The organism is Mucilaginibacter pocheonensis, from assembly GCF_031456535.1.
GTDB classification, from domain to species: Bacteria; Bacteroidota; Bacteroidia; order Sphingobacteriales; family Sphingobacteriaceae; genus Mucilaginibacter; species Mucilaginibacter pocheonensis.
In genome coordinates this window covers 788460-809427 of record NZ_JAVDUU010000004.1, presented here as the reverse complement: position 1 = coordinate 809427, position 20968 = coordinate 788460, and the positions used below count along the sequence as shown (strand labels likewise).

Here is a 20968-nt window from a genome sequence, read left to right as displayed (position 1 = left end):
GTTAGGTTAAACTAAGGGAAAGTTTGCTTACTTTTTGTTTTTGGTGGTTATAAACACGACGCCGTTTTTGCCTTTATCGCCATATTTCTTATTAATTTCGGTGCCTTTTGAAACATTAACATCTTCTATTTGCCGGGAGTCTATTTTTTGTAAATCTGAAAAAGGAGCTTCTTTCCCGTTTATTATAAGCAGCGGATCGGAACCATCGGTTGTGTTTATTTGCACTCCATTTATATTTACAGCATTTTCAGCGCTTGCATTTGTTGCGGCTGAAATTTTTGCAACAGTGCTATTTGATACGACTACTTTTGGCATTACCCTAACATTGACAACTTTACGGGAAATTGCTGGTGAACTGTTTATGCTTATTGCTGTATCAACGATAACTACATTAGGGCGGTCAACTATGGTAATGTTATTATCAGCTTTCATCCTGTAACCGGTTACAGTAATAGCGTTGCTTTGAGCTACGTTTTTATGCTGACTATTGCTACCGTTGCCTGATTTTATTCCAATGGCTTTTTGATTTGTAGTTTTGTCAATAATTTTTTTGCCTTTCGGCGAATCCTTGATATATACCCTGATTATATTGGTGTCCTTAACCGCATTGGTTGCACTTTCAATGCTGGTAATTTTAGCGGGATCTGCATTTTTAACGATGCTTTTAACGCCATTTATTTTGTAAACTATAGTATCTTTTATGGCACCCCCCGCAATTATCAGCATTTTTTTAACTGTATCAGCTTTTAAAGCTCTGACAACTTTATTGGTTTTTTTAGGTTTAGCAATGGTTATTTGCCTGGCAACTGGCTTTTTATCCGTATTGATACGAATAATGTTTGTGATAGGATGAATTGCAGCCACCAGGTTCAACCTGATAGGCCTGGCAAAATCAGCTGTTGATATACTGAACACCAATAGCACCGTAATTACAGCGGGTACCAGGAAAGCATACCTGGTGAGGTTAAATTTTGAAGATCGTTTAGCGTTCATCATGATAATGCGTTTTTTTATGGTTGATATATTAAAATGGTTAACGATGCTTGGTTTATGATGATTAAAACTTACCGAAACCAAGCTATATTGATAGGTTTTACTGTCGATACCCTTGGTCAGGATCTTGCGGTCGGTTATAAACTCTATGTTCTCGCGGATAGCTTTTTTCATGAGCCATATACCCGGGTTAAACCAATAAAAAATGCTGCTTAATTCTGCCAGTAAGATATCGGCCGTGTGCCATTCATTCACGTGCACTTGTTCATGCAGTAGTATGGCCTTTAGGTCGGCCGGGCTATGTTTGGCCGGATTGATAAAAATGCTTTTCCAGAAAGAAAAGGGGGCAGCGTCTTTATCCATGACCCTTACCTGGTGACTGTTGATCGTAGCTGGTTTTGAATTTTTATACAGCTTGTACAGGGACACTAACTGCATTGTCAGTCTGACAGCCAATATAGATACCCCCAGCCAAAAAACAATCCCGGCCCAGTGCCAGTAATCAGGCTGACTCAATGGTTTTATCAGGCTTTGCACCGGGCCCTGCCAGTTTATGGCCACGTGTTGCACCGAACTGGCTAATCCATCATGACGTTGTACAAACGCTGATAGATTTATTTGGGGATAAACGCTGGCAAACAATATAGCTACCAGCAAATAAACGCGGTTTAAGGTATAAAAAGTAAGAGGCCTCAATATCAGGTAATAACCTGCACAAAATAACAGCAGGGCAATATTTACTTTAAGCAAAAAAACAAACAATGCTGGCATGGCTTTAGGTTTTATTGTTTTTCAATCAGTTTAATGATCTCCTGCAAATCGCTGGCACTTATCTTTTTCTCGTTGGCAAAAAAGGTAACCAGGTCTTTATAAGAATTCTGAAAGTAATCGCTTACAAAGCCGCTCATAAACCTCTTTTTATACTCCTCTTCCTGTATAGCAGGGTTATAGCGTAAAGAGTTGCCCATTTTTTCGCTCTTCAAAAAACCCTTACGTTCCAGGTTTTTAATGGTTGATGCCAGTGTAGTGTATGGTGGTTTAGGTTCTTCCAGTTGATCAAGGAAATCCTTAATAAAACCTGAGCCGCATTGCCATACTGCCTGCATGGCTTCTTCTTCCTGTTTTGATAATTTCTCCATTGTTATTACGATTGTTTCGTAAATCTACGAATATTTCGTAGATATGCAAATTTATTTTCCAATTTGTTATAGAATAAAAAAAGCGCCCCGCGAAAATTTAAGCAGTGAAACATAACGGGTTTTAATCGGAGGATTAGCAATAATCCATACAAACTCCGTAGATGTTATCATATTTAAAAAATTGTGGCAGGTCTTTTAATAAATCGTAAAAAAAATTATCTTTAGCACACAGGTTATTATAAAACATAAAACGCTTATTGAAAACTATTACACGCAGAGACTTTTTGGGTAAAGGAGCTATGCTTGCCGGGGGGGCTTACCCCGCTATGATGGCCCTGGGTTTGTTGCGCCCGGCACCGGCGCATGCCTTTAATTTATCAGGCGATGGTAAAGGCAAGCACATCATTATATTGGGTGCCGGTTTGGCCGGGATGACTTGCGCCTATGAGCTTAACAAGTTAGGTTATCAATGTACGGTACTGGAGGCCCGGCAACGAGCAGGCGGACGCTGCTGGAGTATTCGTAATGGCAGTACCCACCAGGAGGTTGATAAACCTGCGGTAAACGCTCGTTTTGACGATGGGCTGTACTTTAATGCCGGCCCGTCACGCATACCACATCATCATGAGCTTACCCTGCATTATTGTAAGGAGCTGGGGGTACCTATCCAGGTGTACAACAATGTTAACGAGGGCGCTTATTACTTTGCCGAAGGCAAAGGCCCGCTCTCCAATCAAAAGGTAAGGGTTAGAGAGGTTCATAATGATATTCGCGGCTATATGACCGAAATGCTGGCCAAAAGTATCGATCATGGTAGTCTTGATGGAAATTTAACCAAAGAGGACGGTGAAAAGATTATTGAGTATTTAAAAGCCGAAGGCGGTCTGGATATCGACAAGTTGTATAAGGCATCGGCCCGCAGGGGATATTCCGAATCGCCGGGCGCAGGTGACAAGCCGGGTAAAATAGCCGATCCGCATAAATTGGCCGATATACTGCATTCCGGTTTGATGGATCCTGATTTTTACAATGTAGCCGAATATACCTACGAATTGCAGATGACCATGTTCCAGGCCGTAGGTGGCATGGATCAGATTGCCAAAGCATTGGAAAAAAAAGTATCAGCATCTATAAAAATGGGAGCGGAGGTTACGGCCATAACCAATTTACCAGAAAGTGTTAAAATTACTTACAAAGACGCGCTGGGTGAGCATTTTTTAACGGGCGATATGTGTATTTGTACATTGCCGTTACCTGTGTTAAGCAATATCAGTAATAATTTTTCGGGCGATGTAAGCCGGGCTATTGATTATATTAGCTATAATTCAACCGGTAAAATAGGCCTGCAGTTTAAGCGCAGGTTTTGGGAAGAAGATGAACATATTTATGGCGGCATTACGCACACCAACAATGACCTTACACAAATATTTTATCCATCTTATGATTATCTTAAAAAAAAGGGTATCTTAATAGGATATTATAATTTTAACGAAAAAGCTCAGAAAATAGGCGCGTTAACCTATGCCGATCGCGAAAAATTCGCGCTGGAAAAAGGCAGATTGATACACCCCCAGTATGACAAGGAGTTTGAGCATTCATTTTCAATAAGCTGGCATAAAACCAAATACAATTTAGGTGGATGGGCGGTATATAATACCGAAACACGTAAAACGCAGTATCCTGTGCTTTTAAAACCTGATAAACGGGTTTATTTTGCCGGTGAGCATTTAACTTATTTAAATGCCTGGATGGCCGGGGCTTTTGAATCGGCCAGGAGCACGGTAGCTGCCCTGCATGCCAGGATAAGCGAGCAGCAGGTACAATATAAAAAATAATTAGTACCGGGTAATTAGCATCAAGTAGTTAATGACAACTGTATCCTTTGCGTAGGTTCTTCAAAAACATGATACTATTTACTTGATACTACCAACTAACTTAAAATATTAAATAACCAAACCACCATGGCAAATTCACTTAACCGCAGAAACTGGATCAAGTCCAGCGCATTTATGGCCGGGGGACTGGCCTTCTTTTCAGGTACAATCAATAAGCTGGCGGCTATGCCGGCGCGCGTTTTTAAGTCGTCAGAGCGCAGTTTAAATGATAAAGAGGTAATAACGAATGCCGGGTTTGAATTAAAAGCAAGGTTATTGGCCAATGAAAATCCATTTGGCCCGTCAGCGGCTGCTAAAAAGGCCATGCAGGAAACGCTGGATAAAAGTTATCAATACCCTTTTATGTTATTACCGCAGCTTTACGGAAAAATTGCGGCGTACGAAGGTGTAAAATCGCAAAATATTTTGATGGACGCTGGTTCAACGCCTTTATTGCTTGCTGCCGCTATGTATTTTACCAAAGGCGGTAAAACGGTTATTACCGGCGACCCGTCATATGATGATTTGCCCAGCCGTGCAGAAGCGTTAGAAGGTAAATGGGTAAAAGTACCGCTTACCGCCGATTATAAGCTGGATCTGGATGCGATGGAAGCTAAGGTGGATAGCAATACCGGGCTGGTTTACGTTTGCAATCCCAATAACCCAACGGCCACCATTGTAGATACCGAAAAACTGAAAGCGTTTTGCGAACGGGTATCAAAAAAAACAACCGTGTTTGTTGATGAAGCATATATTGATTACCTGCCCGATCCTCAGGCCTCTACTATGATTAGTCAGGTTAAGGCAGGTAATAATGTAATTGTGGCGCGTACTTTCTCTAAATTATATGGCTTTGCGGGTTTGCGGTTAGGTTACATTATTACCCAGCCCGAAACCGTAAAAATATTCGGTAAATACACCACACAATCATGGAGCATTACTGCAACTACGCTTGCTGCTGCCCTTGCCGCTTATCGCGAGGAGGCATTTTTGCAGGATACCTTAAAGAAAACAAATGCTTCAAAAGAATACCTTTATTCTGTACTGAAGAAAGAAGGATATGATTATATCCCGTCATCGGCAAATTTTGTGATGTTCCCGCTAAAAATGGACGGTCAGAAATTTGTGGGCGAAATGATGAAACGTGGTGTAGGTATACGTAACTGGAAACTTAACGGTAAGGACTGGTGCCGGGTAAGTATTGGCCGTATGGACGAAATGGAAGCCTTTGCCGACGCTTTTAAGCAGTTATCATAACTTAACAGAAATCAAAAAACAAAATTCGAAAAAAGAGGATGTTCTTTTATCCTGTCACCATTGTCTTTTATCCCCCAATTATATGCGCAAATTAATAGTAACACTCATTTTAACAAGTTTAATTTATTTAAGTAAGGCACAAACGGTAAACCCGCGACCGCTTACTAGGGATGAGTATAACAAGGCTCAAGCCTTTACCATTGCCGATCTGGACAAGGATACTTACGTAAAATTTGAAAACGCTTATGTGCTTGACAGGTATGAAAATCGTAAGCCTTATTTTATTACCGGCGCCGATGGGTTAAAAAAACGGGTAGACCTATACAAATTGATAGCTAAAGAAGGTATGCAGGAAATAGGATTGATGGTGTTTTATACCAATGAAAAAGGAAAATTGTATAAAGCTCTTGTGCCCGACTTTACTGCTGATGGCAAAGTTTGGGAAAAGTATTTTCAGGATATTGACAATATCAACAAAGAAGAAAAGAATTTTATACTCAAATTGTCCTATGTATTATCAAAGGAAGTCAGTTTTCAGCAATATAAAGCTTTAAACGCGGGTAAAGACATGAAAGAAGAGTCGGCCACCTACGGTAATGATATATGTTTCCCGGGAGATGAACTGGTAACTATGGCCAACGGTGAAAAGAAAATGCTGAAAACTGTAAAAGCCGGCGACGAAGTGATCACTATTGATCCCAAAACTAAAAAAAGCTCAGCGGTTAAGGTGAAAGAGCTAACCGTACATGACGCCAAAAACTATGCTTTAACCCGTTTGGTACTGGTAGCGGCAGTGGTTAGAAATACTAATAAAGGCCAACTGGTAAATTTAAATACCAAAATATTGCAGGCCACACCCAACCACCCCATGCTTACCAAACAGGGCCGCCTCAAGATGGGACAAATTGCAGAAGGACAGAAAGTATTGTGCCTTAACGAACAAACGGGCAAATATGAAACGTTTACTGTATTACAAAAAGCAGAACACAGTGGCGGTATACAAAAGGTATATAATATAATAGCCAATGGGGGCAGCACTCTGCTGATGAATGGTGTAATGGTAATGCAAAAATAGCAGTTGCTAAGGCATACCGGCCAATGAAACAAAAGCAAACAGCAGAGATTTTAGCGACCTAATTACGGGCAATTAGCTTGTTTGCTAACCATTATCAATAATTTTACGTTCAGCGGATAGGTGCATGTAATAAACAATAGTATCTTGCAAATAACAATCATACATTTAAAGGCTGGGGCATGGCATTAAAAACAACCGTTATAACCGGAGCAACATCCGGCATAGGGCGCGAAACAGCTTTGGCGCTTGCCGGGCAGGGGCATGCACTTTATTTATTGGTACGCAACACGCCAAAAGGAGAGCGGCTTAAGCAGGAAATAGCCGACAAAACAGGTAATAAAGAGGTTTTTGTTGTGCGATGCGATCTGGCAGATCTGCAAAGTGTTCGTGAAGCGGCAGAAGAGCTGACACAAAAATTGTTTGCCATAAATATACTTATTAATAACGCGGGGAGTGTTTTTGAAGATCGTCAGTTAAATAAGAACGGATTTGAAATGACCTTTATAACCAATCATCTGGGGCATTTTTTATTAACCCACAGCTTGATGCCGTTGCTGCAAAAAGGACAGGCACGCATAATTAATGTAAGTTCAGAAGCACATAAATGGGGCAAGCCACAGTTTGATGACCTGCAATGGGAGCAATCCTATAGTGCCATTAAAGCTTATGGTATGAGTAAATTGTTCAATATTTATTTTACCCAGTCGCTGGCCGAAAAATATGCCAACAAAGGTATCCTTGCCTTTTCCCTGCATCCCGGTACCGTAAAAACGAGCTTTGGGGCAGCGCTTAAGGGCCTGGGCAAAATAATGATCCTGTTGGCCCGCCCATTTATGATATCGGCTATGCAGGGCGCCGAAACTTCGGTATTTCTGGCAACCGCTCCGCGGCTTGATAAATACAATGGTGGCTATTTCAAAAAGAAAAAGATAGCAAAGACATCTGCCATAGCAACCGATACAGAATCGCGTAACAGGTTATGGGCCATTAGCGAAAAACTGCTTTCGCGTTATATGGTATGGCCGGCCATTGTGGATTGAGCGCTAATCCGTGTATCTTAAAAATTACCTTTTTAGTAAGGCTAAAAAGTTGTAACATTAAATGTTATTGGTTATTTTCGATGACTTAATTATGACAATTATGCCTTTTAATAAAAAAATAGTAGCCACACTTGGTTTGTTATCAGTTGTAGTATTTGGTGCCATGACCTCCATTACTCCAAAAAAGCAGCAGGACGAAGGCTTTAAAAACCTTAAGGTGCTCCCTAAAAATATCTCGAATGATGATCTTCATAAAGTGATGGAAGATTGGGAGCATTCATTGGGGGTACATTGCAATTTTTGCCATGTACGAAATGAGGAAACAAAGAAAATGGACTGGGCGAACGATACCAAGCCCGAAAAGGAAATGGCGCGTGATATGTATAAGATGATGAATAAGGTTAATCAGAAATACTTTCATGCCAAAAAAGACTCATTAGGGATGGTTATGCAAACAGGTGTTAATTGCAATACCTGCCACCGCGGTACAGCTCATCCCGAAGTGGTGGTTCCGGAGGGAAAGGGGCCGGGCGGAACACCTCCAGGTGGTCAGCCAGCTCCCGGCGCTGTTACTCCTGATAAAAAAGGATAGTTTAAAAGAAAATATATGATAACACCTCTGACAAAAAAATCAGGGGTGTTTTTAATTTGTAGTAGCTATGTCAAGTATAATAAACATCAGAGGCGCACTTGAGAATGATCTTTTGGCCATACTTAACATCTATAACGATGCCATACTTAACACAACCGCTGTTTACAGCGAGGAGCCTCACACTATTGAAATGCGAAAGGCATGGTATCATGAACGTATTACCAACGGTTTCCCCGTGCTGGTGGCCGAAACCGAAGGAAAAATCGCCGGTTTTTGTACCTATGGGCATTTTAGGGCATGGCCATGTTATCGCTACACGGTTGAGCATTCCGTTTATATTCATCCTTTGTTCAGAGGACAAGGCATCAGCAAGCTTTTGTTAAGACCACTTATTACTATTGCCGCGCAAAACGGAATCCATGCAGTAATAGCTGGTATTGACGGCGAAAATCAGGTGAGCTATCAGTTACATCAGTCACTTGGCTTTAAACAGGTTGCCCATTTTAAGGAGGTGGGATTTAAATTTGGCAGATGGCTTGATTTGCTTTTTATGGAATTACTGCTTGATGAGCATAAATAACCTAAATATTAATTTTATAATTAATATTATTTTTTAGCGTCCTGGTTAAAAATTCATACAAACTTCATTGTTTTATAATTAAATTAGCTTAATTTAGTTGAATATCAACTTGATATGGAAATAAAATTATCTAATAAGTATTTATTATAACTTTTGTTTTATCAAGATTTGTATGAATACCCCTAATTGCCTTTAATCATGACTGCTGACATCGAAGACGGGCCACGTATAGCGTCCATCAACCCAAAACAAGTTACTACCAATCATGGTCATTGTCGCTACTGCGGCAATACTAACCTAACCCGTATACCCAGGGGGCGGTTTGTAAGAAGGTTTTTGTTTTGGCTTCCACTTAAAAAATATGTTTGTTATCGCTGCCATCATAAAACTTACAGGTGGGGTAACAGGCAAAAAGGTTAGGTAAACTCACAATTTTTCGAAACTTTTCGCGAAAACGGAATTTACTGCCTTACAAAGCACAAATCCGTTACATTTGTTAAATGCAAAAGATACTGATTGCCAACCGGGGCGAAATAGCTTTAAGAGTAATGCGTTCTGCGCGCGAAATGGGTATTAAAACTGTTGCCGTATATTCAGATGCCGATCGTAATGCGCTGCATGTACGATATGCAGATGAAGCCATTTATATAGGTGCGGCGCCTTCCAGCCAGTCATACCTAAACGGCGAGAAAATTATTGCTGCATGCCGCCAAACCGGGGCGGAAGGGATTCATCCCGGCTATGGATTTTTGAGCGAGAATGCTGCTTTTGCAAGGCTGGTTAAAGCCGCGGGACTGGTACTTATTGGTCCGTCACCCGAAGCAATGGAGGTGATGGGGAATAAACTGTCGGCCAAGGCTGCAGCTTTAAAGTACAACATTCCTATGGTTCCCGGTACCGAGGAAGCTATTACGGATGTTGCAGAGGCCAAGAAACGGGCTGTTGAGGTTGGTTTCCCCATACTTATTAAGGCAGCGGCAGGGGGAGGCGGCAAGGGTATGCGTATTGTTGACAGCCCTGCTGAATTTGAAGAACAGATGCAACTGGCCGTGTCTGAGGCTACCTCGGCTTTTGGCGACGGATCTGTTTTTATTGAACGCTACGTATCTTCACCCCGGCATATCGAGATACAGGTTTTAGGCGATACACACGGCAACATAGTGCACCTTTTTGAGCGTGACTGCTCTGTACAGCGCCGTCACCAAAAAGTAATTGAAGAGGCTCCCTCAAAAGTACTTACTCCGCAACTCAGGGAGCAAATGGGAAAGTGTGCCGTTGATGTGGCGCGGTCCGTAAACTACACCGGCGCCGGTACGGTTGAGTTTATTATGGACGATGAGCTTAACTTTTACTTTCTGGAAATGAACACCCGCCTGCAGGTAGAACATCCCGTAACAGAACTGATAACCGGGATTGACCTGGTGAAGGAGCAGATACGTATTGCCCGGGGCGAAGCCATCAGTTTTAAACAGAGCGATCTGCAGATACGGGGCCATGCTATTGAGTTAAGGGTTTATGCCGAAGATCCGGCCAATAACTTTTTACCGGACATAGGCACTTTGCAAACTTATATTACCCCCAGGGGAGCCGGAGTTAGGGTTGACGATGGTTTTGAGCAGGGCATGGAAATCCCCATTTATTATGATCCGATGATAGCCAAGCTGATAGCTTATGGTGAAAACCGCACGGAAGCTATTGAGCGTATGCTGCGGGCCATTGATGAATACCAGATAACCGGAATAACCACCACTTTGGGTTTTGGCAGGTTTGTAATGCAGCATGAAGCATTTACATCAGGCAATTTTGATACCCACTTTGTTAAAAAGTATTTTACCCCCGATGTACTGAATTCCGATAACAAAGAAGAGGCTGCCATAGCCGCTATTATTATGGAACAGCTGCTTAGCGAAAAGAAAGCCAATACAGTAGCCACCCAAACCACAGAAGTAAGTAATTGGGTAAAAAACCGAAGCAGGTTGCAATAAGTGAATATTACAGTATTTCGGTTAATTCACTAAAGCTGTTTACTGTTGCTACCATGCCTTCGGGTACTATGCCAAAGCCGTAGCTTGCAAAAATGAAAGGCACGCCAGCCTGGGTAGCGGCTGTATAATCGCCCATAGTATCGCCTACATAAACCGGAGCTTTAAGCTGATGATCATTTACAATATCTTTAATATTATCAGCTTTCGGTTTACCTTTTGTGCCAAAACATTGGTGGCCTAAAAAGTGAGGGTGCATATTATTCAGATCTAAAAACACTTCGATATAGCCGCTTTGACAGTTGCTTACTATATATAACTTATATTTTGTACCAAGATATTTTAAGGTTTCTTCCAATTGCGGATATAATTCACCGCCTTTGGTGTGCAGTATTTCGAGTTCGCTGACAGCGCAAAGGGTTTGTACTTCTTTGCGCTGTTTTGTGTCAAGATCAGGGAACAGCTTATCAAAAATAGCGTCATAGGTCATCCCGGTGATGGATCTTACCCGTTCTATGGTCATTTCTTCATCAATATAGTCAACCTTTGAAACTGCAGCCTGCCAGGCCAGGGCCACATTGGCTGTGCTGTCCCAAAGCGTGCCATCAAGATCAAAAATTATACTGTCGAATTTATTATTTAGTGAGGTATCCATAGCGTCGGCAAAAGTAAGAGATTATTTTCTGAAGCGGTTACTTCAATGAAAGTAATTCATATTTTAAAGCTTTGGACTTGAACTATTAATTTGTTTGACGATGTGAAACATTAGATTGATATCGCTTTTTATTAATCATTGGTTAATTGTGGAGCGCCACCAATTTTGGCTGATTAATTATTAGTTGTAATTTATTCATTATTTCCTTATGATATTTAAAAATTGCGTAAAACTACGTATGGAAATCAGTGAAAACCCCTATTACTTTTGGCTTTGTAAAGATTAACTTTGAATTAATGCTGGAACGTGACAGATCAGGTATTTAAAGTCATTTACCATGAAGCTTTTTTATCACTTTTTAATTTTTGTGTTTGTATCTCTTTTGTTGGTTGCGTGTGCCAATATATTTACAACAAACAGCAAAGCACCGTTCAGTGATAAACCATCCGGTTTAAACCGGGACAATAGCAATCATGCTGATGGCTCGCAAAGAACTAAAGGCGAACGTACAGCTGATATAGCAGGATCTTTTAATTACAGGAGCCTTTTAAAAGCGAGAAGGTGGACTGATAACCAATGTTATTATAAGGATGTTTTTGGTTTTAAAAATATACAAACCGCTATTAGTCAAATAGCCGGTATAAGCAATATTTATAAGAATTGAGTTTTTAGTTAGTTTAATTTAGTTAGGGAACAGTTGGCAAACAGTCACTACAGCAATGTAATGGCTGTTTTGTTTAAATGGCTCTCCCATGTTCACAAATTGACATTTGGCTTGTGATATGTTTGAATACTTACGAAGCTTACAAGCCCCGTAAGTATGGTTACTCCAGCAAGTTAATATTTGGGAAAATTCCCGAATATGCAAAACAGTGTAAAAAGAGGTACTGCTAATAAAAAGTATATCCTTGCCAATTGCCTGTCATCAGCATTGCCCATTACAAATACGTTATACAGGTCTTTTTTTATCATATTTAATTTCGATTTCATAGTGTGAAATGGTAAAGTTTTATATGGATTTGACGAAACATGAATAACAAGGTTTAAATATTAAGCTTTATAAAAACAGCGCCTGCAGGTTTTAATTGCAGACGCTGTTTGCCATCAAAAGAAAGCGTAAAGGTCAGTTGGTTTTATCCTGGCTCATTTCGGGGTGGTAATGCAGCCCGGGGGTAAGCCAGTATAATAGTATCACTCTTGAATACCTAAAGTTAAAAGGCGACAGTATTACTGCAAAAGCCAATATAATGGTAACATATAACCATGGGTTGTGGCTGCCCGTTAATACACTAATGGCAACGGCTATGGTTACCATTTCGGCAACATTAAAGGCATAGCTTACAAACATGGCCACATAAAAGTAGCCGGGCTCTCTTTCATAAACCAAGCCGCAGTGCGAGCATGTTTTATGCATAACTTGTCCCTGAAAACCATACATCTTATTGGCAAACATATCACCGCGTCTGCAACGGGGGCATTTGGCATGTATAAAGGCTGGCCATACGTCTAATTTATATTTATTATTTTCCATGATCGTTTATTAATTTTTTTCTGAATTCTTCGGGAGTAATATTTTCCAGTTTTTTAAAAAACTTGGTGAAGTAGGAGTTATCGCTAAAATTTAATTTTAATGATATTTCACTGATACTTAATTTTTGATTGATAAGCATACGTTTGGCCTCCAGCAATATCCTGTTGCGGATAAGCTCACCGGCTGATATCCCCATTATATCTTTACAAACAGCATTGAGGTGGTTTGGGGTTATATACAGCATAGCTGCATAATCCTTTGGCAACCTCACATCGGTATAATGGTGTTCAATTAAATTTTTAAAGCTTTTAATAAGGGTTTGATTGTATGACGCGTTGCCGTTTAGTACTGAAGCGACACCCACCCGGTTAACCAATATAAATATCTGTAACATTAACAACCTAACCATATCACCTGCCGATAAAGCCGGTGTTGCAGCTTCGGCCAAAATAGCTTCAAACAGGGGCTTTATAGCTTTATAGGTTTGGTCGGGTAAATTGATCACCGCGTCTGCCAGGTTGCCGCTAAAAAATGAAAAACTTTCCAGGTAGCCATGTTGCAACAGGAATGACTGGATAAATGAGGCCGAAAAATTAATAATGTAACCATCCGTAAAACCCTCAAAGGCCCAGGAGTGTACCTGCCCGGGTATCATGAAATAAATTTGACCGGGCTTAACTTCAAAATTCTCAAAATCTATAGAGTGCGTTCCCCCGCCGGCGGTAAATAATACCAGGTGATAAAATGAGTGCCTATGCGTAGTGAACAGATTTTTATGTGTATCCAGGTATGGCGCAAACCGGCTTATGAGTATATCATCCTGATTTATATCAGATAAGGAGCATATATCATATAGTGGTATGTTTTGTAACATAAAACAAAGTTACTCATCAAATTACCATATATAATGGTACTATTTTTATTTTGAATGGTATTATTCAACGATAATTGATTAATGCCATTAAGTAACGATGTTTAGCGCAAAACATTAAAAGCGATCTTTGACCGGCTCTAATAAGCGCTCGCTATATTCAGCGTTTCAATGGCCTGGTTACTTAATTGCAGCGTTGCGGCCTGCGTAAGTTCATTAAGCTGTGACACACTTGTTGCGCTTGCTATAGGTGCAGTTACGCCGGGCCTTGCAATTAACCACGCTAAAGCAATGGTAACAGGCCTGGTGTCGTATTGTGCTGCTACCTCATCCAGGGCCTTTAAAATACGGAAACCGCGTTCCGTTAAATATCTTTTAACTGAACCGCCCCTGTTACTGCTTTCCAGATCTGCAGCCGACCGGTATTTTCCGCTTAAAAAGCCGCTGGCTAACGAAAAATAGGTAATAACACCCACATTCTGTTCTTTTATAAATGGTTCTAACGTAGTTTCGTAATTTTCTCTGTCAAACAGGTTATACTCGGGTTGCAGCGTTTGGTAAGGGGGCAGTCCTTTTTCCTTGCTTACTTTAAGTGATTCATGAAACCGCTCGACCGAAAAGTTAGAAGCTCCGATGGCTCTTACTTTACCATCTTTAATTAGCTGATCATATGCCCTCAGCGTTTCTTCAACCGGGGTGGAGGGATCATCATAATGCGATTGGTAAAGGTCAATATAATCAGTTTGCAGGCGGTTCAATGAATCCTCGGCAGACTTAATGATATATTCCTTTTTCAGCCCTTTTTTACCATCTTTGAATTCTGCACCTACTTTGGTAGCTATGATCACCTTTTGGCGCTTACCGCTTTGCTTAAGCCATTTGCCAATTTCCGTTTCTGATTCGCCGCCTTTATTGCCTGGTTTCCAGGTTGAGTAAACATCGGCGGTATCAACGGCGTTAAAGCCTGCGTCTAAAAACGAATCCAGTAAAACCGCGGTCGTGTTACCTTTCACGGTCCAGCCAAACACGTTGCCACCAAAAATCAATGGCGCTGTTTTTATGCCTGAGTTGCCCAATTCACGTTTTTCCATAGGTGTTTAATTAAAGGAATCTAAATTAATAGAAGTGCTGTAAAGCATAATTGTTTGTAAGCAAATGGAAAAAATAGGTAACTGGGGTTTAAAGAATTTTTACGGTTTAAAAGAATAAGATAAGTACTGACAAATTAATGACCAAATGGTGTTATACGCATATTTTTAAGGTGGTTCACACACATTTTAGTTGTATAACCATAGTGACATTTGATAAAAAAAATATCACAATGAAAAGTAAATTTTTAGTGGCTTGCATAATAAGCTTATTATCGGTCACCGCTACCTTTGCCTATACTGGTCCCAAAACCGAGGCTGATTATACAGCCGTGATCAAGGATTTTATTGACAGCCACATGAGCTCGAATTATAAAAAACTTAACAAAGTGCTGGATGAAAATTCCACTTTAAAGATACCCCGTGGTGAAAAGGTAATTCAACAAAGTAAAGAAAGTTTGATTGAAGCAATGAAAAGCAGCGCCGGTACACAACAAAATTGCCAGTCGAATTATGAAGTGCTTGCTAAAAGTGATGCACTGGTGATTGCCAGGGTCGACTTTAGCTATCAAAATAACATACAGCATAATTACCTTGTAGTTGAAAGGGATGACAAACAAGAATGGAAAATTACGCAGGTTTACAAAATGTTTGATGATATTGAAACACCTGATAATGGCAGCCCGGTAACCGCCAAAAACTGAATTTTTTAACTGATCTTATTATATAGTTCACGAGGCTTTTATCAATTCGGCCCTGTGACATTAATCACCCCAAAAGGGTGATTTTTTTTATTTTATTTAGCTTTATTTTGAATATTAATTGCGGTATTACCGCGGGCTATTTAAACTGTGTTGAATTGAACAATAATTTTTTTATCAGGGCGGTTGGGATTGTGTGTATGGCATTTGTTTGTTTAATACAAGCAAACCAGGTTTTTGCGCAAAAATATACGTTTGCTCACTATGATATAGAAGATGGGCTGATACAGTCGCAGGCAAACAGATTTTCAATGGATAACAACCATCGCCTGTGGATAGGTACGTTTGGCGGGGCTTGTCGTTTTGATGGAAAGGATTTTTTTGGGTACTCCAGGCAAAACGGTTTACCCAGTAATTTTGTAAGCGCTGTTCTCTCAGATAAAGGAGGGCGAACCTGGTTTGGTACGCTTGATGGGGTAGCAATGCTTTATAATGGCAAAACCAAAAACTACAAACCGGTTGTGTCTCATAAGGGCAACGTAGTTACTAATATCGTTCAGGATGGAACCGGGACAGTTTGGGTAGTAATGAGTTACGAGCTTTTCAAAATTACAGGCGATAAAATGCAGCCTGTAATATTTGATGACAGCGCCAAAGTAACCACCATAGCTATTGATAGTTCGGGAAAACTTTATGCCGCTGTTTATAAAAGCGGTTTATACAGTTTTAAAAATAATAAATGGACCCTTAGCACTGCGTTTAAGGGAGATTATGGATCAATACCCGTTAGAAAAATACTTTTTGACAGATTTGATAAGCAAAAAACATATCTCCTGGCCTGGAATGGCTTATATTATATTAATAACAACGAAGTAAGGCCGTACGCGCCCGGGCAAATGGCTGCTGTAAAAGGACAGTTACTCAGTTTGGAGCAGGACGCTTATAAAGGCTTATGGATAGGTACCGACAATGGAGCTTATTGTATTTTTGACGACGAGGTGATTCATTATAATTCTTCAAACGGACTAACAGATAACTCTATAGCCGACATATATAAAGATGCTGATGATAATTTGTGGCTTGGCAGTCTTGGTAATGGTATATACCGATGCGAAGGGAGTAAATATGTAACCTTTGATGCCTCGCAGGGTTTGCCTGATTCAAAGATAGTAATGGCCCTTACCAAAGACTGGAACGACAATATTTTATTAGGTGCCGATGGCGGCGGACTGATAAGATATGATGGCCGGAAATTAACCAATATACCTACACCTGTAACCCCTAAATATTTAAAAGGCATACAATGTTTATATACTGATAAAAATAAAACTACCTGGATAGGAACCAGTCAGGCTGGTTTATGGCAGTATAATAAAAATGGTTTCAAACAGATAAAGGATAGTGATGGCATAGGTTATAATTGCATAACGGCAGATAGCAGCGGGGTTATCTGGCTGGCAACTTCTATGGGTGGTTATTATATTGAGAACGGCTTATTGAAACAGTTGGAGGGAATACCTGCCTTTTCATCGTCATTGGTGGTAACCGGGCGCGACTCTGTGTTTATCGGCACGCAAAATGGCATTGTGCTTTCGGTAAACAAAAAAGTAGTTAACACTTTCAACCAAAATTCGCTCAAGAATTCCGCCATTCTGGCCATGCTTAAATACCGCAATCTGATGCTGATCGGTACTGATGACCGTGGTTTGTTTACCTGGGATATGAAAACCGGTCATTTAAAGAATTATACTATAAACGATGGCCTTAAGGCTAATACCATATATAGTTTGATAGCTGATGAATTTGGTAAAGTATGGATTGGTACTGGTAAAGGGGTAAACCGCATGCAGTTTAACCCCGATATTAAAAAATTTACGGTTATTGATAATACCGGCTCAAAAGAGCCGGTATTTGAAACCAATCAAAACGCTATACTTTATAAAGATCATCAAATTTGGGTAGGTACTACAAAGGCGGTTATGGTTTATAACACCCGGATAAAAATGCACGAGTCCGCACCTCCGCATATCCTTATTGAGAGCATAAAGTTAATGCCCCAGATAGGTAACAGCATCGATACTAATTATACTTACTTAGCTGATGGGGCAAAGCTGAATTACAATCAAAATCATCTGGCTATTTCTTTTTTAGGTATTTATTTAAAAAACCCTGAAGGGGTATCATACCGCTATAAACTGGTTGGCCTTGACAGTACGTTTTGTTCCCCAGTGAAAAATAATGTTGTTGAATATCCATCACTACCGCCGGGCAACTACACCTTTAAGGTTAAGGCGATCAGTCCCGATGGTAAGGTATCGGCAAGCACTGCTGATTTCAGTTTTGAGATAGTGCCGCCATTTTACAAAACACTAACTTTTCAGATTTCAGCAATATTGTTTTTTGTTTTGATAGGGTTTGGGTTGCAAAATATCTGGCACCATAGCAAAATACAGCGACAGCAGGTAATTGAAGCTATGAAACGTGAAGAGAAGATTAAGATAAGACAGCAAACCGCCGAAGACTTTCATGATGATCTGGGTAATAAGCTTACCCGTATAGCCATACTCTCAGAAATTTTAAATGCTAAGATCGATCAGGATAAAACAGATCAGCGTGGTCTTGTTGATCAGATCAAGCAAAACGCAGCCGCTCTTTACAATGGTACAAAGGATATTTTGTGGGCGCTTGATCCTAAAAGCGATAATTTGTACGAAACGTTGATCCACATAAAAGAAATTGGAATTGAACTTTTTCAGGACATGCCTACTGATTTTAAATTTGAGGATATAGACGAAGGTTTGCAGCAAATTAAGCTACCTATGGAGTATAGCCGTAATATTACCATGATATTTAAAGAGCTGCTTAACAATGCACTTAAACATGCAGAAGCAAGCAAGGTTATATTGAAAAAGGCCAGCGCCGATAAAAATGAGGTGGTACTGCGTTTTACAGATAATGGCAAAGGCTTTAACTGCGAAACTTTAACAAAAGGGCATGGTTTGCACAATATAAAAGCAAGGGCCAAACGTATTAATGCCGAATTGGTTATTGTATCAGAAACCGGGAAAGGGACTTCGGTTGAATTGAAATTCAAGAAAAATATTATTGGATAATTATAAGCCACAAATGAATCGCAATATAAAAATAACCATTATTGAGGACGATGAAACCATAAGAAGTGGTTATGCCTATTTAATTGGAGCAACAGAGGGTTACGAGGTAGTAAGTACCTATTGTTCATATGACGAAGCTGCCAAAAAAATTGCTACCGATAAGCCTGATGTGATACTTCTTGATATTGAATTGCCGGGCACTAACGGAGTTGATGCCATTCCTAAGTTAAAAAGGTTACTGCCACAATGCTTTATATTAATATTAACGGTTTACGAATCGGAGAAACTTATATTCAATGCACTGGCCAATGGTGCTTCAGGATATCTAACAAAAAACACACCTTCGGTTAAAATAATAGAATCGATCAAAGAAGTAAAAGAAGGCGGAGGACCCATGAGCATTAACATAGCCAAATTGGTTATACGCTCATTTCAAAAAAACCAGGAATCGCCATTGTCTAAACGCGAAACACAAATACTGGAACTTATTGGTGACGGAAAAAGCCGTAGCCAAATAGCAAAAGAATTATTTATCGACCTTGAAACCGTACGTAGTCACATTAAAAATATATATGTTAAGCTTGACGTAAACTCCCGTGCCGACGCTATAAAAATGGCAAAACAAAATAAGCTTATCTGACATAAATAATGCTTTACACGGTTAGGCAGCCTGTTTTGCGGCTGTTTTTACTATCTTTATTATTATTAAATAAAAAATAAATCCCCCTATTTGGGGGATACACAGCCTTGTTGGTTAAGCTAACTTTGGCATTGTACAGTGGTTTTAACTGACCGGCCGCTGTAACCTCACTAAAAATTATCACCCTAATTATCATGCTGTGATGTTGGGAGGTTGATATCCAAAATTTTTGCTAAGAATTATTGTAACATGAAACTGAAATACATTCCTGTTTTTGCAGAGGACGTTGACGCACAAATAGATTTTTATACCCAAAAACTGGGGTTTAACGCTATTGGCAATACTTGTTTTTCAGAAGGAGAGGAGTACACCGTATTACAGGCCAGTAATATAGATGTAGCACTTGTTGTGGCAGAAAGCAATGGTGCTAACGTTTTTAAGAGCTGCATTATATTGAATACCGAAGATTGCCTTAAAGATTATCATTTATATAAAACTGCCGGGGTGTTTTTTTATGCTGCGCCCAGGTATTTGCCTACCGGGCTGGCGGCCGAGTTTTTAGATCCGGCAGGCAACCGGTTTATTCTGTTAGAAGAGAGAAATTATACTGAAATATAAAATTTTTATATGATGGATTATTCAAAAACATTGCGGAACAATAATAAAATATACAGCCGCACCAGCAGTCACGGGCAAAACCAACAGTACAGCTCAGATTTTAGCCTGAGATTTGTATTCTCAGGAAATGAGCGTTATGACATAGGCAAGCGGCATTTATCAATATATCCCGATTCTTTTTTGATATTGAACCGGGGCACACAATACTCAACCGATACTGATTCAAGCATGCCTGTGCAATCATTCAGTATTAATTTTGATCAGCAATTTTTAGAAGATTTTAAGGAGTATTGGGCTTTTACTGATAATCGGTTATTAACTAAAAGCAATTACAAACAACGGCAGGAATTTGATGAAACTATTTATCCTTTCACAGGGGATATTATGTATAACGTATCTCATCTTAAACAATACCTTGATAATGGCATGCATGATGAACTGCTGATAAATGAATATTTAACCCATTGCCTAATCAACTATTTCAGCATTTATAATGAGGAAATACTTAAAAAAGCAGAAAAGCTTCATTTTTTAAACCAAAGTACTAAAATTGAGATCTTGCGCAGACTTAACCTGGCTAAAGAATATTTATATAGCAACTATAACCAAAATATAAGCCTCGAAGACCTGGCCGAACATTCCTGTCTGTCAGTTAATCACCTTTTACGCACATTTAAACAAGCTTTTAATTTAACTCCGCACCAGTTTTTGATACAATTACGCTTAAAAAGAGCCCAATTATTGTTAAAAAGTACAACATATCCAATTAATGAGGTAGTAAATCTTATTGGTTTTGAGTGCTCGAGTTCTTTTATCAGATTATTTAAAACACATTACAAAATTACCCCTCTAAAATATAGGCAAATAGCCTGAGCGGCTTGTGTTTTATGTTGCTCGGTGGTTAATAATATTATTATAATAAGTCACCCCTGAAATAGGTGTAGGCGGATATGCGAAAATTATCAAAATGGTGATTATCGCATATCCGCCTACATTTTCATATGTTATTATTGTGTTTGGTATTAGTCAAATAAGTTGTAATTTAGACTTATATAATAATTAACTATTAAACACATATTTATGATAATAGCACCTGCTTAATCCAACTAATATTCATTTCGACATTTACGCCTGGTATGAACTAAATGTACCTGAGAATAAGGCATTTTTCTCCAATTGGCACTCCCCTTCAATTGGCTTTAATCATTGATCATATAAG

At 39.7% G+C, this 20968-nt stretch carries 21 protein-coding genes; 14 read left to right on the top strand and 7 right to left on the bottom strand.

Annotated elements, in window-relative coordinates:
- Positions 1-27 precede the first annotated feature (27 nt).
- Both J2W55_RS21645 and J2W55_RS21640 read right to left on the bottom strand, forming a co-directional pair.
- Entirely contained in the window at positions 28-1764 is a 1737-nt protein-coding gene (locus J2W55_RS21645; RefSeq protein ID WP_310101028.1) for a M56 family metallopeptidase, read from the bottom strand.
- An 11-nt stretch (positions 1765-1775) separates the two neighbouring features.
- Positions 1776-2132, bottom strand: coding sequence for a BlaI/MecI/CopY family transcriptional regulator (locus J2W55_RS21640; protein WP_310101025.1), 357 nt, complete (start codon positions 2130-2132; stop codon positions 1776-1778).
- A gap of 257 nt (positions 2133-2389) precedes the next feature.
- On the opposite strand from J2W55_RS21640, the gene J2W55_RS21635 reads away from it, so the two are divergent.
- The 8 genes from J2W55_RS21635 (at position 2390) to accC (ending at position 10535) form a co-directional block, all read left to right on the top strand.
- Positions 2390-3967, top strand: coding sequence for an FAD-dependent oxidoreductase (locus J2W55_RS21635; protein ID WP_310101023.1), 1578 nt, complete (start codon positions 2390-2392; stop codon positions 3965-3967).
- A 126-nt stretch (positions 3968-4093) separates the two neighbouring features.
- Positions 4094-5263, top strand: coding sequence for a pyridoxal phosphate-dependent aminotransferase (locus J2W55_RS21630; RefSeq protein ID WP_310101020.1), 1170 nt, complete (start codon positions 4094-4096; stop codon positions 5261-5263).
- Positions 5264-5345: 82 nt separating this feature from the next.
- Positions 5346-6338, top strand: a complete 993-nt coding sequence (locus J2W55_RS21625) for a Hint domain-containing protein (RefSeq protein WP_310101017.1) — start codon at positions 5346-5348, stop codon at positions 6336-6338.
- A gap of 179 nt (positions 6339-6517) precedes the next feature.
- Positions 6518-7378 carry an SDR family oxidoreductase gene (locus J2W55_RS21620; protein ID WP_310101014.1) on the top strand — a complete coding sequence of 287 codons (861 nt, stop codon included), beginning with the start codon at positions 6518-6520 and terminating at the stop codon, positions 7376-7378.
- Positions 7379-7478: 100 nt separating this feature from the next.
- On the top strand, positions 7479-7970 hold the full coding sequence (locus tag J2W55_RS21615) for a c-type cytochrome (RefSeq protein ID WP_310101011.1): 492 nt from the start codon (positions 7479-7481) through the stop codon (positions 7968-7970).
- 67 nt (positions 7971-8037) lie between these two features.
- Positions 8038-8550, top strand: a complete 513-nt coding sequence (locus J2W55_RS21610; protein ID WP_310101008.1) for a GNAT family N-acetyltransferase — start codon at positions 8038-8040, stop codon at positions 8548-8550.
- A gap of 198 nt (positions 8551-8748) precedes the next feature.
- Positions 8749-8970, top strand: coding sequence for a hypothetical protein (locus tag J2W55_RS21605; RefSeq protein ID WP_310101005.1), 222 nt, complete (start codon positions 8749-8751; stop codon positions 8968-8970).
- Positions 8971-9050: 80 nt separating this feature from the next.
- Positions 9051-10535, top strand: coding sequence for an acetyl-CoA carboxylase biotin carboxylase subunit (gene accC, locus J2W55_RS21600; RefSeq protein ID WP_310101001.1), 1485 nt, complete (start codon positions 9051-9053; stop codon positions 10533-10535).
- Between the two features lie 7 nt (positions 10536-10542).
- On the opposite strand, the gene J2W55_RS21595 is transcribed toward accC, so the two are convergent.
- Entirely contained in the window at positions 10543-11187 is a 645-nt protein-coding gene (locus J2W55_RS21595; RefSeq protein WP_310100998.1) for an HAD family hydrolase, read from the bottom strand.
- Between the two features lie 337 nt (positions 11188-11524).
- On the opposite strand from J2W55_RS21595, the gene J2W55_RS21590 reads away from it, so the two are divergent.
- Positions 11525-11851, top strand: coding sequence for a hypothetical protein (locus J2W55_RS21590; protein ID WP_310100995.1), 327 nt, complete (start codon positions 11525-11527; stop codon positions 11849-11851).
- Between the two features lie 173 nt (positions 11852-12024).
- Here the strand turns inward: J2W55_RS21590 and J2W55_RS21585 are convergent, their stop codons facing one another.
- From J2W55_RS21585 to J2W55_RS21570, 4 genes are all read right to left on the bottom strand, one after another.
- Positions 12025-12177: a hypothetical protein gene (locus J2W55_RS21585; RefSeq protein WP_310100992.1), complete on the bottom strand. Its 153-nt coding sequence runs from the start codon at positions 12175-12177 to the stop codon at positions 12025-12027.
- Positions 12178-12310: 133 nt separating this feature from the next.
- On the bottom strand, positions 12311-12718 hold the full coding sequence (locus tag J2W55_RS21580; RefSeq protein WP_310100989.1) for a DUF983 domain-containing protein: 408 nt from the start codon (positions 12716-12718) through the stop codon (positions 12311-12313).
- The gene (locus J2W55_RS21575; protein ID WP_310100986.1) at positions 12708-13592 is read right to left on the bottom strand and encodes an AraC family transcriptional regulator; all 885 of its coding nucleotides are present in this window, start codon (positions 13590-13592) and stop codon (positions 12708-12710) included. The genes J2W55_RS21580 and J2W55_RS21575 overlap by 11 nt, the downstream gene beginning before the upstream one ends.
- Positions 13593-13729: 137 nt before the next feature.
- Positions 13730-14680, bottom strand: coding sequence for an aldo/keto reductase (locus tag J2W55_RS21570; RefSeq protein WP_310100983.1), 951 nt, complete (start codon positions 14678-14680; stop codon positions 13730-13732).
- A 230-nt stretch (positions 14681-14910) separates the two neighbouring features.
- Between J2W55_RS21570 and J2W55_RS21565 the strand changes: the two genes are divergently transcribed.
- The 5 genes from J2W55_RS21565 (at position 14911) to J2W55_RS21545 (ending at position 20622) form a co-directional block, all read left to right on the top strand.
- Positions 14911-15381, top strand: coding sequence for a nuclear transport factor 2 family protein (locus J2W55_RS21565; RefSeq protein ID WP_310100981.1), 471 nt, complete (start codon positions 14911-14913; stop codon positions 15379-15381).
- Between the two features lie 155 nt (positions 15382-15536).
- Entirely contained in the window at positions 15537-18491 is a 2955-nt protein-coding gene (locus J2W55_RS21560; RefSeq protein ID WP_310100978.1) for a ligand-binding sensor domain-containing protein, read from the top strand.
- 13 nt (positions 18492-18504) lie between these two features.
- Positions 18505-19131 (top strand): response regulator, encoded by a 627-nt coding sequence (locus tag J2W55_RS21555; RefSeq protein WP_310100976.1) that lies wholly within the window; start codon positions 18505-18507, stop codon positions 19129-19131.
- 249 nt (positions 19132-19380) lie between these two features.
- Complete coding sequence (locus J2W55_RS21550; protein WP_310100973.1) at positions 19381-19749, top strand: VOC family protein; 369 nt, start codon at positions 19381-19383, stop codon at positions 19747-19749.
- Between the two features lie 9 nt (positions 19750-19758).
- Positions 19759-20622: a helix-turn-helix domain-containing protein gene (locus J2W55_RS21545; RefSeq protein ID WP_310100970.1), complete on the top strand. Its 864-nt coding sequence runs from the start codon at positions 19759-19761 to the stop codon at positions 20620-20622.
- The last annotated feature ends 346 nt before the right edge of the window (positions 20623-20968 follow it).